General features: G+C 48.4%; 14 protein-coding genes. 8 read left to right on the top strand and 6 right to left on the bottom strand.

Translation table 11 applies throughout. From position 1 onward, the window contains the following. Nucleotides 1-210 precede the first annotated feature (210 nt). Nucleotides 211-3,198, top strand: coding sequence for a DEAD/DEAH box helicase (locus ACYVIY_RS16280; RefSeq protein ID WP_460977433.1), 2,988 nt, complete (start codon nt 211-213; stop codon nt 3,196-3,198). Nucleotides 3,199-3,284: 86 nt separating this feature from the next. Continuing rightward, on the top strand, nt 3,285-3,461 hold the full coding sequence (locus ACYVIY_RS16275; protein ID WP_460977432.1) for a hypothetical protein: 177 nt from the start codon (nt 3,285-3,287) through the stop codon (nt 3,459-3,461). A gap of 37 nt (nt 3,462-3,498) precedes the next feature. Here the strand turns inward: ACYVIY_RS16275 and ACYVIY_RS16270 are convergent, their stop codons facing one another. Then, the gene (locus ACYVIY_RS16270; RefSeq protein ID WP_460977431.1) at nt 3,499-4,011 is read right to left on the bottom strand and encodes a phosphoribosyltransferase family protein; all 513 of its coding nucleotides are present in this window, start codon (nt 4,009-4,011) and stop codon (nt 3,499-3,501) included. 140 nt (nt 4,012-4,151) lie between these two features. On the opposite strand from ACYVIY_RS16270, the gene ACYVIY_RS16265 reads away from it, so the two are divergent. The 3 genes from ACYVIY_RS16265 (at nt 4,152) to ACYVIY_RS16255 (ending at nt 7,516) form a co-directional block, all read left to right on the top strand. Next, entirely contained in the window at nt 4,152-4,556 is a 405-nt protein-coding gene (locus tag ACYVIY_RS16265) for a DUF4783 domain-containing protein (protein WP_460977430.1), read from the top strand. An 89-nt stretch (nt 4,557-4,645) separates the two neighbouring features. Continuing rightward, nucleotides 4,646-5,230 carry a YcxB family protein gene (locus ACYVIY_RS16260; protein ID WP_460977429.1) on the top strand — a complete coding sequence of 195 codons (585 nt, stop codon included), beginning with the start codon at nt 4,646-4,648 and terminating at the stop codon, nt 5,228-5,230. A 75-nt stretch (nt 5,231-5,305) separates the two neighbouring features. After that, complete coding sequence (locus ACYVIY_RS16255; RefSeq protein ID WP_460977428.1) at nt 5,306-7,516, top strand: S9 family peptidase; 2,211 nt, start codon at nt 5,306-5,308, stop codon at nt 7,514-7,516. A 98-nt stretch (nt 7,517-7,614) separates the two neighbouring features. Here ACYVIY_RS16255 and ACYVIY_RS16250 read toward each other — a convergent pair whose 3' ends face one another. Beyond that, nucleotides 7,615-8,010, bottom strand: a complete 396-nt coding sequence (locus tag ACYVIY_RS16250) for a Dabb family protein (protein ID WP_460977427.1) — start codon at nt 8,008-8,010, stop codon at nt 7,615-7,617. A gap of 105 nt (nt 8,011-8,115) precedes the next feature. Then, the gene (locus ACYVIY_RS16245; protein WP_460977426.1) at nt 8,116-9,333 is read right to left on the bottom strand and encodes an NADP-dependent isocitrate dehydrogenase; all 1,218 of its coding nucleotides are present in this window, start codon (nt 9,331-9,333) and stop codon (nt 8,116-8,118) included. A 259-nt stretch (nt 9,334-9,592) separates the two neighbouring features. On the opposite strand from ACYVIY_RS16245, the gene ACYVIY_RS16240 reads away from it, so the two are divergent. Beyond that, a complete protein-coding gene (locus ACYVIY_RS16240; RefSeq protein ID WP_460977425.1) occupies nt 9,593-9,751 on the top strand; it encodes a hypothetical protein in 159 nt (52 codons plus the stop codon). Nucleotides 9,752-9,963: 212 nt separating this feature from the next. Beyond that, nucleotides 9,964-10,950: a c-type cytochrome gene (locus ACYVIY_RS16235; protein WP_460977424.1), complete on the top strand. Its 987-nt coding sequence runs from the start codon at nt 9,964-9,966 to the stop codon at nt 10,948-10,950. Between the two features lie 144 nt (nt 10,951-11,094). Here the strand turns inward: ACYVIY_RS16235 and ACYVIY_RS16230 are convergent, their stop codons facing one another. Next, nucleotides 11,095-12,162, bottom strand: coding sequence for a dioxygenase family protein (locus ACYVIY_RS16230; protein ID WP_460977423.1), 1,068 nt, complete (start codon nt 12,160-12,162; stop codon nt 11,095-11,097). Nucleotides 12,163-12,395: 233 nt separating this feature from the next. Next, nucleotides 12,396-13,250, bottom strand: coding sequence for a LytR/AlgR family response regulator transcription factor (locus ACYVIY_RS16225; RefSeq protein ID WP_460977422.1), 855 nt, complete (start codon nt 13,248-13,250; stop codon nt 12,396-12,398). Nucleotides 13,251-13,672: 422 nt separating this feature from the next. On the opposite strand from ACYVIY_RS16225, the gene ACYVIY_RS16220 reads away from it, so the two are divergent. Beyond that, a complete protein-coding gene (locus tag ACYVIY_RS16220; protein ID WP_460977421.1) occupies nt 13,673-15,352 on the top strand; it encodes a peptidase dimerization domain-containing protein in 1,680 nt (559 codons plus the stop codon). A gap of 61 nt (nt 15,353-15,413) precedes the next feature. On the opposite strand, the gene ACYVIY_RS16215 is transcribed toward ACYVIY_RS16220, so the two are convergent. After that, entirely contained in the window at nt 15,414-15,731 is a 318-nt protein-coding gene (locus ACYVIY_RS16215; RefSeq protein WP_460977420.1) for a hypothetical protein, read from the bottom strand. Between the last annotated feature and the right edge of the window lie 293 nt (nt 15,732-16,024).

Raw genomic sequence — 16,024 nt, 5'->3', positions numbered from 1 at the left:
TTCTCATTTACATTGCCGCCTACTTGGGATTCTTATTTCAGTTCGTATATTTGAGACCAGTAGCTATACTAAACTGGAACCAATTAATTGGTTTACAGTCAGTTATAAAGCACTCATTTCAACCCACTCATCAACACCATACGCCAACAGATTTTTTAGCCGATCTCGGTTAGCTCGCTAGCTGATCGAGTAAATTGTTACAGCCGCATCATGAAAGTTTCGCCGTCCGAGCCCTTCCAGATTGTTTACTCACTATTGGAGCATGAGTTTTTGGGGTACCTTATTGAAGCCTTCGTAGTGCAGCGAAATAGTCGTGGCGAACTCACTCTATTGAATCAGACGCTGTCGTCGCAGAACGTACGGGAATTTGCCCAGGAACTCGACGAGCGGGATTTCGAACTGGTAAAGCTGATTGATACCATTCAGCAGGATACCATCGTCAAAAAATTCAACACCAAGAAGTTGCCCGCCGTCGACTTTTTCCTGAAGATCTACGATCCGCAAAAAGGCGATAAGCTCGTGCAGGAGGCCATCTGCGGCTACCTCGACAACATGAAAGCGCAGATTATGGCGCTGATGGCGGGCAAGCCGTTTTACATCATGGGCAGCGACGGCAATCCGGCCTGGGAGTATATTACCTGGATGCCCGAGCCGGCACGGGTGCATTTCCACTTTATCCGGAACCCCGACTCAACGCACTACTTTCCAATCATCCGTTACCCGATCCGGGACGAAGCAACGGGGCAAACGACCGAAACCGAGCGGGTCGAATTTCAGTTCAAAGACGCATTTCTGATCTGCGATGAACCCGCTTACATGATGGTCGGCCGACGCCTGTACCATTTCAGTAAACAGGTAGACGGCAAAAAGCTCAGGCCGTTTTTCAACAAAAATCACATTATCATTCCGCGCAACATTGAGCAGCAGTATTACGAACGCTTTGTTACTCAACTCATTGCTGCCTACGACGTATACGCCAAGGGGTTTGAAATCAAGGCCGAAGTGCTCGAACCTGTGCCGCTACTAACGGTTTCGGAAATGGTCGTTTCCAGCCGAACCGTATCGGCTTCATTGTTAAAGGCGGGAACCGATGCCTCCGACGGTTTCGACGAAGAAGAGTCCAGCCAACGTATCGCCTTCGACCTGTCGTTTAAATACGGTGATTTTACGTTCCGTTTCGACAGTTTCGGGCCGTCGGCAAATGTGAGTCTGGAAAAGAAGAACGACGAGTATATCTTTCATAAGATCCGGCGCGACCAGCGGTTAGAACGCCAGAAGCTAACGTTTCTGCGCGAATCGGGCCTCGATCTGCGCCATGGCCGACTGGCGTTACCCAAGTCGGAAGCCTTTGCCTGGCTGTCGGATAACAACCAGAAACTAGGGGAAGCCGGTTTTTTGCTGTTACAACACGCTGATGATACGAAACGGTATTTCCTGGGGTACTCCAGTATCGACGTATCGATTCAGGAAGGTCGCGACTGGTTCGACATTTACGCAAACGTGCGGTTTGGTGAATTTGAGATTCCCTTTCTGAAGCTGCGGTCGCTTATTCTGAACAAGAAACACGAGTTTACGCTGCCCAATGGTGAAGTCGCCGTTATTCCCGAGGCCTGGTTTGTGAAGTATTCTGAACTATTCGGCTTTGTCGAGCAGCCGGAAGGAACCGATCAGTTGGTTCTTCAGAAACATCACCTGGCGCTGGTACAGGAACTGGAACGCGATAACCTGGCAACAACGATCATGAGCCGGAAGCTGGAGCGGCTGCGCGACTTTGAGGAGATCGAGCCGTTTCCGATGCCCCAGCAGTTCAACGGTACGCTTCGCCCCTACCAACAGGCGGGCTACGACTGGATGAATTTCCTGCGTCAGTATCGGTTTGGGGGCTGCCTGGCCGACGATATGGGGCTTGGCAAAACCGTCATGACGCTGGCTATGCTCCAGGGGCAAAAAGAAGCGGGAGCTACCGACCCAAGTCTGCTGGTTATGCCGACCTCGCTACTGTATAACTGGGAGCTGGAAGCTCGAAAATTCACCCCCGATCTGCGCGTTATGGTTTATACCGGTACGTATCGGGAGAAAAACACGGCCCAGTTCGACGGCTTCGATTTAATTCTGACCTCATACGGCATTGTCCGGATCGACATTGATATTCTCAGCGATTACCGGTTCAACTACGTTATCCTGGATGAGTCGCAGGCCATCAAAAACCCTTCGTCGCACATTACCAAGGCAGTGATGCAGTTGAACACTGCCCACCGGCTCATTCTGACGGGCACCCCACTGGAGAACAGTACGATGGACCTGTGGACACAGATGTCGTTCATTAATCCCGGCCTGCTGGGTAGTCAGTCTTTTTTTCGCAATGAGTTTCTGATTCCGATCGAGAAAAAGCACGACGAAACTAAAACCAGCCGACTGTATACACTGATCAAGCCGTTCATGCTCCGGCGAAACAAGTCGCAGGTTGCCACCGATCTCCCCGAAAAAGTAGAGAGCGTCCTGTACTGCGAGATGACGCCCGATCAGGAAAAACAGTACGAAGAAGCAAAGTCGTATTACCGTAATCTGATCCTGGAGCGCATTGAAGAAGAAGGCATGGCCAAATCGCAGATGGTGGTGTTGCAGGGCCTGACCAAGCTCCGTCAGATTGCCAATCACCCACGCATGGTCAATGAAGACTACGAAGGCGATTCGGGTAAGCTCGACGACGTTCTGATGCGGCTCGAAAGCGCCATGACCGATCACCATAAGGTTCTGGTGTTTAGTCAGTTCATCAAACACCTTAGCGTTGTTCGTCAGTATCTGAAGGAAAAAAACATCAAATATGCCTATCTGGATGGCTCAACTACCGATCGGCAGAGCCAGGTCGAGCTGTTTCAGACTGATGAGTCGGTGAAGCTATTTCTGATTTCGCTGAAAGCCGGTGGGCTGGGTCATAACCTGACGGCCGCCGACTACGTGTTTATTCTTGATCCCTGGTGGAACCCCGCCATCGAAGCCCAGGCCGTTGACCGGGCGCACCGGATTGGCCAGCAAAAGACCGTATTCACGTACAAGTTCATCGCCAAAAACACGGTTGAAGAAAAAATCCTTTCCTTACAACGCGCCAAACAGCAACTGGCAGGCAGCCTGATCACGACCGAAGAAAACTTTATGAAGTCGTTGACCAAAGAAGACATTATGGTCTTGCTGGAATAAAGGGTAGCCCAATCAATAGCTTTTTCAGCACTCTTAACGTGTTCATGAGTTGTGCCTTCATTGATCTCACTAATCGACGTAAAACAATGAATGCAAAAAGCACACTGGGCATGATTTTAACCCTGGTTGGGTTAATCGGGCTAATTTATGGCGGCATGGATTTTGCCAAAGGGGGCGTAGCGCAGGCTTCGTTCGTCTATCTGATTTTAGGCGGTATCTTTTTCTTCGCCGGGGTAGGCCTTATTCGCAGTACAAAAGCGTAACGACCCACCCGGAACCTCGGGTGGGTTCACTACGTGGCTACTGTAAATACACGCCGGTTCGCTGTTGGTCACTCAGCACTACCTCCACATGCTCGGTAAGCGTAGTGCTGAGCTCATACCCTTTGTAGTCAGCCGCAACGGGGTAGCGCGGGTGATTTCGATCGACCAGTACCGCTACCTGTAATTTTTTGACGGACACCTGCAAGAAAGGTTGTAGGCTGAAAACCAGCGTTCTACCCGTATATAGTACGTCATCGACCACAATAACCACTTTGTCGACAAGCGTTACCTCGGCCGGAATGGTCTGGACGGGGGGCTGGGCCGTCTGGGTTTTGTCTAGGTCGAGTTGCAGCAGGTCGATGGTAAACGGAGCAATGGATTCCAGCTCCGAGGCCAAGGCCTGCGCTAGTACGTAACCTTCGCCCGATATACCAGCCAGCAGAATGGCTGGTTCTTCAAAATTATTCTCGTAAATCTGAAACGCAATCCGTCGAATCTTCTGGCGAATCTGCTCGGCATTTAGTACAAGCGTTGGCTGGGCAGTGTTCATGCAGCGGTTTAAAACGATTAATGGCGTAAAGATGAGAAAAGTAGCGTAGCTGACGAAATTCAGGAGCAACGATTTGCCCGGCCCGAGTTGGCATAGTTTTCGCCTTCGGTAGGTCAATGTCGCAATACGTCCTGTCAACTATGAACATCCTTGCTGGTTTTATCTTCATGCTCTATATCTGGTTTTCACCCACCAAGCCAGTTACAGACGCTGCCATTACGCAGACGGTAAAACTATCCCTGCAAACGGGCGATGCCGCCCAGCTATCGACCCGGTTTGCCAAAACAATTGAGTTAGTAATCGACGCCGAAAAGGTCGAATTTCAGTCGGTACAGGCTACGCACGCCGAGATGATTCTGCGTTCGTTCTTCCGCAAATACCCTCCTCACAGCTTCCAGTTTGTGTACCGTGGAGCCTCCGACCGCCTGCGTTACAACACCGGCACGTACGAATCGAACGGACAAACCTTTGCCGTCTACGTCCTTATGCGGCAAATCAGTGACCAGCAGTTCGCTATCAAAGCGTTACACTTCCGAAAAGAATAGTCGCTGCCTGTTTAACGAACACGTATTCACTGACAAGTTTTACGTCTATCTTTGCACCTTAATTTAGACGGTTGGCCAATGCCAGTGTTATGATTGTTAAAACTAAAAAATACGCGTTAGACCAAAAGACGTACATCAACATCGCCCTCCGGCAGTGGGTGAAAGAAAATTGGAAGTGGGCGTTTGTCCCGCTGGGGCTTATTATCCTGAACGTAATTCTGAACGTAACGGGCGCTTATCAAAACTATTGGATTTACATCGTCATCGTCCTGCTTACAATTCTGTACGTACTGTTCTGGGCGATCCAGATCACCGGCATTGCCCAGATGGAGCAAAGCAAACCCCTGTTTCAGAAGTATGTGTATGAGATTGACAGTCGCCAGATTCTGATGCGCATCAACGCGAAAGAAGGGGGCATTCTGAAATGGACGCAGATCGACAGCGTAATTAAAGATAAGGACGCGTACATTCTGTTTCTGAACAACGATGACGCCATGAGGAATGTGAAGGCGAACTGGATTGCCCGTACGGTCACGAAAGGGCTCAGCAAAGCGCAGTTCCTGTACCTTCCGTTTACCATCTTCACGAGCGATAACGACCTTCGCTTTACCGACGCGCTCCTGCGACGTAAGGGATTACTGCCCGATGGTGTGGTGGCTGAACCCGTGAAATAAGTCTTCTCTAGTCTAGATCGTTTTATGAGCGGGCGACTTAAGTCGCCCGCTTCTGTGTTAACCTAAACATACTTTATGAACCAGACGATCAGGAGCTGGACAGTGCTGCTCCTATTTATCGCCACTTCGGCCCTCGGCCAGACTCAGAAAGCCGTTACGCTCGACGATGTGTGGGGACGTAACCAGGGTACGTTCAGCCCGCGTACTGTCAGTGGTGTGAACTGGATGAAAACCGGTGGCTTCTATACGACGCTGGACGGCGGTAAAATCACCAAGTTTAATATTACAACCGGGCAACCCGTCGAAACACTTTTCGACGAGCGTCAGGCCACGACCTTAGGAGCCGGCAAAACCATCACGATTGATGACTACCAACTCTCCGCCGATGAGGGTAAACTCCTGATCACGACGCAGGAAGAGCCTATTTACCGTCGGTCGAGCAAAGCTGAGTTCTACGTATACGATCTGGCTACGAAGCAGCTTAAGCCATTGAGCGCAAAGGGCAAACAACAGTACGCTACGTTCTCGCCCGACGGAAAACGGGTGGCTTTTGTGCGCGACAACAATCTGTTTGCCGTAGATGTAGCGACGGGCAAAGAAACGCAGCTCACTACGGATGGCAAACGTAACGCCATCATCAACGGCGGAGCAGACTGGGTATACGAAGAAGAATTCAGCATGGCCCGCGCTTTTGAATGGTCGCCAGACAGTCGTAAGGTGGCCTGGATTCGGTTCGACGAAAGCCGCGTTCCCGAGTATGATATGCAGCTATGGGGCGGTTTGTATCCGGTTGAGTACCGCTTTAAATACCCTAAAGCTGGCGAAGCGAATTCGATCGTAACGGTTTGGATAGCCGATGTGGCAACCGGCAAAAAGGTACAGGCGCAAACCGGTCGAAGCGTCGAACCGTCCGAGACCGATATGTACTTGCCCCGCATTCAATGGACAAAAAATTCGAATCTGCTGTCGATACGTCGGCTGAATCGACTCCAGAACAAACTCGATCTGTTGCACGTCAGCGCATCCACCGGACAGGCAACCACCGTGCTGACCGAAACCAGCCCTACCTACGTTGATTTAGAGTTTACCGACGATCTGACGTACCTGCAGGACGGTAAATCGTTTATCTGGAGCAGCGAACGGAGCGGTTTTAAACACCTGTATCTGTATGACCTGGCGGGTAAGCTCATCCGGCCCATCACCACGGGTAATTTTGAGGTAGCGACCGTTTCGGGCGTCGACGAGAAGACTGGCACGATCTTTTTCACATCGACCGAAGTGTCTCCGTTGGAGCGGCATCTATACCGCATCGGCCTCGATGGTCAGAACAAGCAGCAGCTCACCACCCAGTCCGGTACGTACACGGCCAACTTTAGTCCTGATTTTACGTATTACTTACTGTATCACACCTCCGTCAGCTCACCCACGCGCGTAAGCCTACGCGAAGCCAAGTCGCCAACGGATGTACGAGTTCTGGAATCGAACGATGCGTTAAAGTCCAGACTAGCGGGCTATAGCATTGCGCAGAAGCAGTTCATACAAACCAAAGCCGCCGACGGAACACCTCTGAATGGCTGGATGATTAAGCCGCTGAACTTCGATAGCACGAAGAAATACCCGGTGTTGATGTTTGTGTATGGTGGTCCCGGTTCGCAGACGGTGAAAAACGACTGGGATGCCCGCGATTTCTTCTGGTATCAGACATTGGCGCAGAAAGGCTATCTCATCGTATCGGTTGACGGCCGGGGCACGGGCGCACGAGGCACGGCGTTCCGCACCGCTACGTATGCGCAGTTGGGCAAGCTCGAAACCGAAGATCAGATCGCAGCCGCCCGGGATCTGAAAACACTGCCCTACGTCGATCCGAATCGGGTGGGCATCTGGGGATGGAGTTACGGGGGGTACATGACCGCCCTTTGCATGACCTTGGGCGCCGACGTATTCAAAGCGGGTATTTCGGTGGCACCCGTCACCAACTGGCGCTTCTACGACACCATTTACACGGAACGCTACCTCAAGCGTCCGCAGGAAAACGCAGCCGGTTACGACGATAATTCACCCGTTACGCACGCGGCTAAGCTACGTGGACCGTTCCTGCTCATCCACGGTACGGGCGACGACAATGTCCATTTTCAGAATTCGGTCGCGTTTGAGAATGCGCTGATTGCAGCGGGTAAACAGTTCCAGTCCTTTTATTACCCCAATCGGAACCACGGTATTTACGGAGGCAACACCCGGCTTCATCTCTACACGATGCTGACGGATTTTATTGAGAAGAATTTATAAGTAGAAGTAACGGGGAGAGGGGAACGAGAGGGAGTACAGGGAAGCTACAACAGCTAGCCCTCTATTCCCCTTCGTCCCCCTCTTTCCGTTACTCCCTTTTATTTCGCCTGATTCGTGAAATCAACGACGGTCACTTCACCGAGCCAGGGACCGACAATCTTGCCGAATTCTTTGTGGGCAGGGTGCGGCAAGTAGGCATCGCGGTCTTTCTCGCTGTCAAAGGTCAGGATAAAGGCGTGGGTAAGGCCTTTGTTCAGGTTTTCGGGGCTGTTGTTGGTGCCCCACTGAAATCCTTTGATTTCCTTGATCTTCGACGGCAGCGCTTCAAAAGCGGCTACGATTTCCTTTACTTTCTCCGGTGTTGTTTCGGGCTTGAACTTGAAGAGAACAATATGCTGGAGCGCATTCGATTTCATAGGCTTGCGGGGTGGTTTGGCAAATGCGCTAACCGACAACAGAAAAGCAACGGCCAGCAAGGTTAGGGTTTGTTTCATAGCTCTATAGTTTTTGGCAAAGAAACTAAAAAAGACCTGTAAGGCGCTCAAACCCGACAGGTCTTTTTCGGTGATTAAGGCTGTTTGCAGCCCGGAACTAAAGCGCTAAGCCAGCTTCGCTTTCAGATTTTCGTCCAGTGCTTCGAGGAAGTCCTCGGTGTTGAGGTAATGTTCACCCGCCACCAGTTTCGTACCCGCTGGATAGGCCGACAAAGCCAGATCTTTAGTCATTTTGCCGCTCTCAACCGTTTCCACGCAAACCGCTTCGAGTGCATTGGCGAAATCGATCAGGGGTTGGTTATCATCAAGTTTACCCCGGAAAGCCAGACCGCGGGTCCAGGCATAGATCGACGCGATTGGGTTGGTTGAGGTTTTGTTGCCTTTTTGGTATTCGCGGTAGTGACGCGTTACCGTGCCGTGAGCGGCTTCGGCTTCCATCGTTTTGCCATCGGGCGTAACCAGTACGGAGGTCATCAGACCCAACGAACCAAAGCCCTGCGCTACGGTATCCGACTGTACGTCGCCATCGTAGTTTTTGCAGGCCCATACGAAGTTACCTTCCCATTTCAGCGCCGACGCTACCATGTCATCGATCAGACGGTGCTCGTAATGCACTTTACCCGCGTATTCGGTATCGTAAATCTCCTGGAAGATGTCTTTGAACCGACCGTCGTATTTTTTCAGGATGGTGTTTTTGGTCGACAGGTACAGCGGCCAGCCTTTGTCCAGCGCTACGTTGAAGCAAGCCCGCGCAAACCCGCGAATCGACTCGTCAACGTTGTACATACCCATCGCAACGCCACCCGCTTTGAACTGGTACACGTCGAAATCCATAACGGTACCGTCTTCGCCTTCAAACTTCATGGTCAGTTTACCAGGACCAGGAACAACGAAATCGGTAGCCCGGTACTGATCGCCAAACGCGTGACGACCGATGATGATAGGAGCTGTCCAGTTGGTAACCAGGCGCGGTACGTTGCTCATCACAATCGGCTCGCGGAATACCGTACCGTCCAGAATATTACGAATGGTGCCGTTCGGCGATTTCCACATCTGCTTCAGGCCAAACTCTTCAACCCGCTGCTCGTCGGGGGTGATGGTAGCACATTTGATACCGACACCGTATTGTTTGATGGCATTAGCCGCGTCGATCGTTACCTGATCGTTGGTTTCATCGCGGTATTCGATGCCAAGGTCATAGTATTTAATATCAACATCAACGTAGGGCAGAATCAGTTTGTCTTTGATGAACTTCCAGATGATACGGGTCATTTCGTCGCCATCCAGTTCGACTACCGGATTCGCCACCTTAATTTTTTCCATTTGACTTAGCTATAAACGATTGAAAACGATACAAAACTTGGCCGCCCGGCGACCCGGCGCAAAAGTAATGAATCTAAAATAAATGAACGACCCGGTTGCCGCTTATCCAGCCAACGACGTCCGGGCCGTATGCCAGCGGAACCGTTGCCTAATTCGTTTACAGGAAAATAGTCTATAGGCAAGATTAAGTAGTAGATACTGAATCCAGTGCGTTCGTCGCTGGTCTGGTCTATCAATACTCAACTAACAGAGCAAGGTTATGGGACTTACATTGATGATTATCTTATTCGTTGTTGGCGTAATAGCCGTGATTATGATGATTTCCCGACTCTCCGGTAAGGGTGGGCATAAGCCTAACGATCCGGAAGCAGGAAGTAGACCCGGCCTGAGCCAACAGGATCCATACAATCGAAGCTAAATCGTATTGTTCGCGCCAGGTGGATAATGGTCCGGTGCCGTTATAACGCCATAGGTTCACAACCGTTAAATTTCTATCTAGTAGGGAGGTTGCCTGAACAGACCCTTTTTTCAGTTCAACAGAAGAAAATACCGCTTCATTAGGAATAGCACTGGCAACCAGTCTGGTAACGCTGATTTTTGGCCTGAAAACCAAAAACTAGTGATCCTCCCATGAAATCGGTTAAAAAAGTTCTCAAACGCTTGGGTCAGGGATTAGGCGTACTCGTGCTGCTGATTGGCGGCTTTTGCGCGTACGTAGCCCTGAGCCCATTGCGTTCATACGATCCACCCGTAGCCCCCGACATTAAGGTAGAGGTGACTGAAGCCCGTATTAAGCGGGGCGAAGTCATCTCGCAGTTGCAATGCATAAGCTGTCATGCCGACAATAACAACCGGGTAACAGGCAAGCGGCTCGACGAGCTACCCGCCATGTTCGGCACGGTGTATTCACGTAACATCACGCAGGATAAAGAAAAAGGCATCGGCAACTGGACCGATGGCGAGATTATTTACTTCCTGCGTACAGGGATTCGGAAAGATGGCTCGGTTGCCTTCATGCCTCAGTACAACCTTATGGCCGACGAAGACATTAGGTCAGTAGTCGCCTGGCTGCGTTCTGACCGTTTCCCAGTGCAGGCGTCAAAACAGGAAGCGCCCCCCTCAGAGTATAGTTTTGTTGCGAAACTCCTGCCCTGGACCATTCTTAAGCCCAACAAATACCCAACTCAGCCCATTCTGCTGCCCGATAGCACCAAACCAGCCGTCATGGGTAAATACATTGCTACAACGGTGGGCGACTGTTACGGATGCCACTCCGCCAACTACCTCGATCTGGACAGTGAACACCCAGAGCGGACGAACGGCTACTTTGCAGGTGGTAGCAAATTTACGGGCGAGGACGGCAAGTCGATCTTATCGGCCAATCTGACCTTCGACGAAGAAACGGGCATTGGTAAAAAATACACTAAAGAACAGTTCATACGCGCTGTAAAACTGGGCGTTCGTCCCGATGGCTCTGTACTACGTTACCCGATGGCGCCACGCCCGGCCTTGTCAGACAAAGAGGTTGGTGCTATCTACGAATACTTAAAGACTGTCCCAAAACAGCAGAACAACATCGCGCAAAAAACGGCCGAAGTACAGCTTGCCGAAAAGTAAGCACCGCTTACCGGAAACGGCTTAGCCTCGTCGTGTACACAGATAAATCAAAGACCAGACAGCACTCCGGAAGAATATAGAGACGATATTCTTCCGGAGTGCTGTCTGGTCTACTTACTCGAATAAGGTACTATTATGAGCTAATCAATTGTGTTTAGGTTCTGGTAGATCAAAGTAGGCTCCTTTTGTAGTATCAAGTATTTTCTTTATTAGGGCAAAATTCTCTGCTGTCGGCTCGAGGTCAATATACTTATCAATGATTGCTCTATTTTTGAAAATGACAAATGTATTCTCTACACTCGGATCTATTTTATTTAAATTGACTTCGCTTTCCGTCTCATTAAAAGATGAGGCAAATGTTAAAGCTACGTTTTTTAAATTTAACTGTGTCCCCAGTTTTTCTAGTTCGATCTGCCGTACGCCTTTTTCGTAAGCAATGGCATTACCATAAATAAAATACGCTTTTAAATAGTTACGTCTCAGCACACTTTGTTGCTCTAAAAAAGTAAGCCATTTTTTTATCTTAGGCCAATCCGGATTGTTTCCAACGAAATACAATATGCCGTGATAACGTCCATATTTACATACAGGGCACGCCCGAGTACCTTTGTCCGGTCCAAAAGCATGAAAAGGAGTGAAAGAAGGTTGATCTTCACCAATTTTAAGGCCTGATTGTTTAGTTGTGATAGTTTGTGGATAATTCGGAATATTGAGTCCTAATATAATGTTATGCTCAGCTATTTGTAAATCATTACGTACCAAGACTCTTAAAATACCACTACCTCCCCGGTTCTCCAGTTTTCTACGTTTAGCAAAATTCAGTAATTCATCATCATCGAAGACGAACTCATCAATATAATAAGGGGCTTGAATACTCGGCTCTTTAATGCTTAAATGGATATGAGCGGGTTCATCTCGGGTTGGATATACACCTGGTCGTACGGTATAAATTGAATATTTACCTTTTTTGTCAGTTTTTACCCAACCCCGAATATATCCGTGTGTTTGCCCAAGTCGGTTAGGAGACATTGTACGCGCTTCACCTGGCTTGTGCAAATATTTTCCATCGACGTTAGTATGGTAATAGTAAAGCACTACGTCGGGTACAGGCGTTTTGCCATCTAGTTGAAAAATTGTACCCGTAATAAATAGTTTTTGGCCCTTCTGATTCCAACCCGGACTTATATCCACCGGAGCGATCTGTTCGGGCATACCCTGATACATATAGTCTCTGTTTTCGAACGCTCCGCCAATGTCTGTACTTGTCACCACTGGCATCCGGCTAAGATTGGCGTTAGAAACTTGCCCATCGCAACGTACTAACACAGACGATAGGACAAGAAGTAAACTGCTTCGGAAACTTGTCATTGCACCCATAAGTACTTTTTCTGACAAACCTCCTAAGCAAATTATTGATAGTCAATGTAGCATGTGGTAAGCTGAGGTTATAATGCGGTAAGGCGATGAGCTTCCTGAAATTTTTGTTTGAAGTCAGTCGCATAATTTCTACTTACCCTAAGTTTAATGTTGTTTTTCAAGGTTAGGTCGTAATCGCCGTTTAACCTTGACGTATAAGAGGTAACCATATTGATGTTTACAATCGTTGACTTGTGTATTCGTATAAATTGTTGATTACCCAAATTTTTTGAAAGCGACTTTAAGGTTTCGTTATATAAATATTTTCTTTCGACCGTATGAATCTGTACATAGGGAGGTAGGGCGGAGAAGTAAACGATTTCCTGAGCGGCTAAAGCAATCTTTTTATTACCATCTGATACTAGAAGAATATCAAGTAACTCCGCTGGACTAGCTTTTGGCTTAGCTTCTAATCTATTTGCCTTGAGACCAGATTGCGTGAAGAAGTTTTGATAGGCTATAACGGGTATTGAATATATAATTAACAAAAGATATATGTATTCAGAAATCGCATAACGTAACGTTTGCTGAAAAGCAAATGTATGATAATAAAATAGTTTAGAAATAAGCCAAACTGCAAGTGGAAAAGTGAACAAGTGAATAATACAAGGCGATATAATTAATAAGTATTCTAAACCCCAATGTTGTATTTTAAATCGTTTAACTATGGCATATTGCGTTAGAATTAATGGAACAAACGCCCACCAAAAGGTACTAAACATAAACGATTCACTAAAATAAAAACCTGAACCGTTTATAATTGCACGCAAAAAATCTTGTACTATTATGAGCAATATAAATGCAGTTGCTATCAGCCAGATACCTATCTTTTTGTTTATGATGTTGAACAATAAATGATCCGTGCTAATACGTTTTTGTATCATAGTTTCATGCTTTACGGGTTGGCGTGCAGTCTGATGTCTTTGCAGGAATTTGTATGCTTCTCAAATACTAGTTGAATTTTGACTACTCTCTTAAAATCTTTCTGTATAGTGTAGATCCAATATATTTTCATACAACGTTTTTACGTCGCCCATGTAAATTACAAATATTCTTTTTTATAGCTGTATGTTAGCAAAAAGTAAATAGTTGCCTATTACTACTACATGGTTATTTAGCATACGTTTGTACTTCACTCTGTTTGTCTTCAGCGGAGTAACTACATATCATTTTCGTGCAGAACCAGGTTATCAATCTTCTTCGAGTTTATAAGCCTTACACCAAAAATAACTCTTTATCAGCAACGTATTTCACACCCAATCTTTTCGTATCTTGATTGACTAACCTGAACAAGTCATTCATAATCATGCGAAAAGTTTATCTGCTACTGGCGCTGCTCCTGCCTTTACTCAGTGTGGGGCAATCCAAAAAAGCGTCGAAGTCCCCCCGTACTACGTCGGACCGAATCGAAAAACTCAAAGCCGAGGCTGCGGCTGCCGTCGACGCCCGCAAAGATCAGGCGCAGCAAATCAACGACATGCTCTTCAGCTTTTCGGAATTAGGTTTTCAGGAGCAGGAGACGTTCAACTACCTCACCACCCTGCTCGAAAAGGAAGGCTTTACCATCCAAAAGGGCATTTCGGGTATGCCCACGGCCTGGATTGCTACCTGGGGTTCGGGCAAACCCGTTATTGCCATCGGCTCCGATGTCGACTGCATTCCGAAAGCGAGCCAGAAACCCGGCGTAGCCTATAAAGACCCCATTGTGGAAGGTGCACCAGGCCACGGTGAGGGACACAACTCCGGACAAGCCCTGAACATCGTATCGGCGCTGGCGGTGAAGCAGATTATGGAACGCGAAAAACTTTCGGGAACGCTCATGCTGTGGCCGGGCGTAGCCGAAGAGTTGGTAGGTGCCAAGGCGTTTTACATCCGCGATGGGTATTTCAAAAACGTAGATGCCTGCATCTTCACCCACGTTGGCGATAACCTGGTTACGTCCTACGGGGATGCAGGCAACAACGGCCTGGTATCGGTCAAGTTTAATTTCGAGGGGGCAGCAGCCCACGCGGCCGGCGCTCCCTGGCGCGGCAAAAGTGCCCTCGATGCCGTTGAACTTATGAACATCGGATGGAACTACCGGCGCGAACACCTTGAGCTTACTCAACGCTCGCATTACGTTATTTCCGACGGTGGCGACCAGCCTAACGTCGTACCCTCAAAAGCATCGGTCTGGTATTATTTCCGCGAACGCAGCTACCCGAAAATTAAAAAGTTGTTTGAAACCGGCGTAAAAATGGCTGAAGGTGCAGCCTTGATGACCGATACGAAATTCTCTTACGAAATTCTGGGATCAGCCTGGCCGGGGCATTTTAACAAACCAATCGCCGAGGCCATGTACCAGAACATTCAGAAAGTAGGATTGCCCACCTGGTCACCCGAAGATCAGATGCTGGCCAAAGCCACACAGAAAGAATTACAATCGCGCAAAACGGGGGGTCTAGCCATGAAACTAGACAGCATTGGCCTGCCCGCGTCAACGGCCCCAACTGTCATGATGGGTGGACAGACACTGGTGCCCCTAACAGGCGGCTCAGACGACATTGCCGATATTTCCTGGTCGCTGCCCACCATCGTGTTACGTTACCCTAGCAATATCCCCGACCTGCCGGGTCACCATTGGGCAAACGCCATCTCGATGGCCACGCCCATTGCCCACAAAGGCATTGTGGCCGGTGCTAAAGCTGAGGCTATGACCTTGCTGGACATGCTGATGAAACCGGAGATCATCAAGGAAGCATGGGCGTATTACAACGACGAGCAAACCAAAGAGCAGAAATACACCCCGCTGATCTCGCCAAAAGAGTTTCCGGCTGTTTATCTAAACCAGAAGATTATGGCCGATTTCAAACCGAAACTAGAGAAGTTTTATTACGATCCAACCAAGTACAAAACGTACCTGGAGCAGTTGGGGATCAAATATCCAACCTTACGCGACGATCAACGGGCTGATCTGGAGAAAGCGAAACCCACAAAAGGTAAATAATGAAAGGGCCGCTCATCGGTGTTGATGAGCGGCCCTTTCATTATCTGCATTATATGTTATCTTATTTGCTTTTGTTCCTGTGTGCGTGATTGATTTCGCGGACCATGTTCATCAAACGCTTCCAGTAACGGCCAATTGCTTTTTTGTCCTGCTCTACGGCTGGCTTGGCCGTTTCTGGTTTAGCAATAGCTTCTACTTTCGTAGTGTTACGTGCCAATGTCGGATTCCGGGTTAACTTACCATTGTCCGATCCGATAGGTCCCTCAGCCGTAGGTTTAACCTGCTTCGTTCCAAAATCCACTGTCGACATCGCCCCTGCTGGTGCCGTTACAGCCAGCATCGTTACCATACCGATAGCTATCCACCCTGTTCTCCTCATTCTCTTGATCGTTATAGCTGGTTTAGTCGGAACAGCGCCTGTCATGTAGATGTACACATATACAGGAATGAACCATTATTCTCAAAAATAACGAAGAATAATGCAATTATTACACGCATAGCGAACATTTTTTTAAAGACGGGCAAAATATAATAGAAGATAACAAACCTGAACCAATAAAATATGTATCTGTCCTTCCGAAAAGACGAATTAAATTTGGACATAGGTACGCTAATTTCCCTATATACAGTCTATCTGTTTGGTATTGTATTTCAGGGAGGTTGATCAAAATT

The organism is Spirosoma knui (genome assembly GCF_054780635.1).
This window is presented reverse-complemented; position numbering and strand designations above follow the sequence as displayed.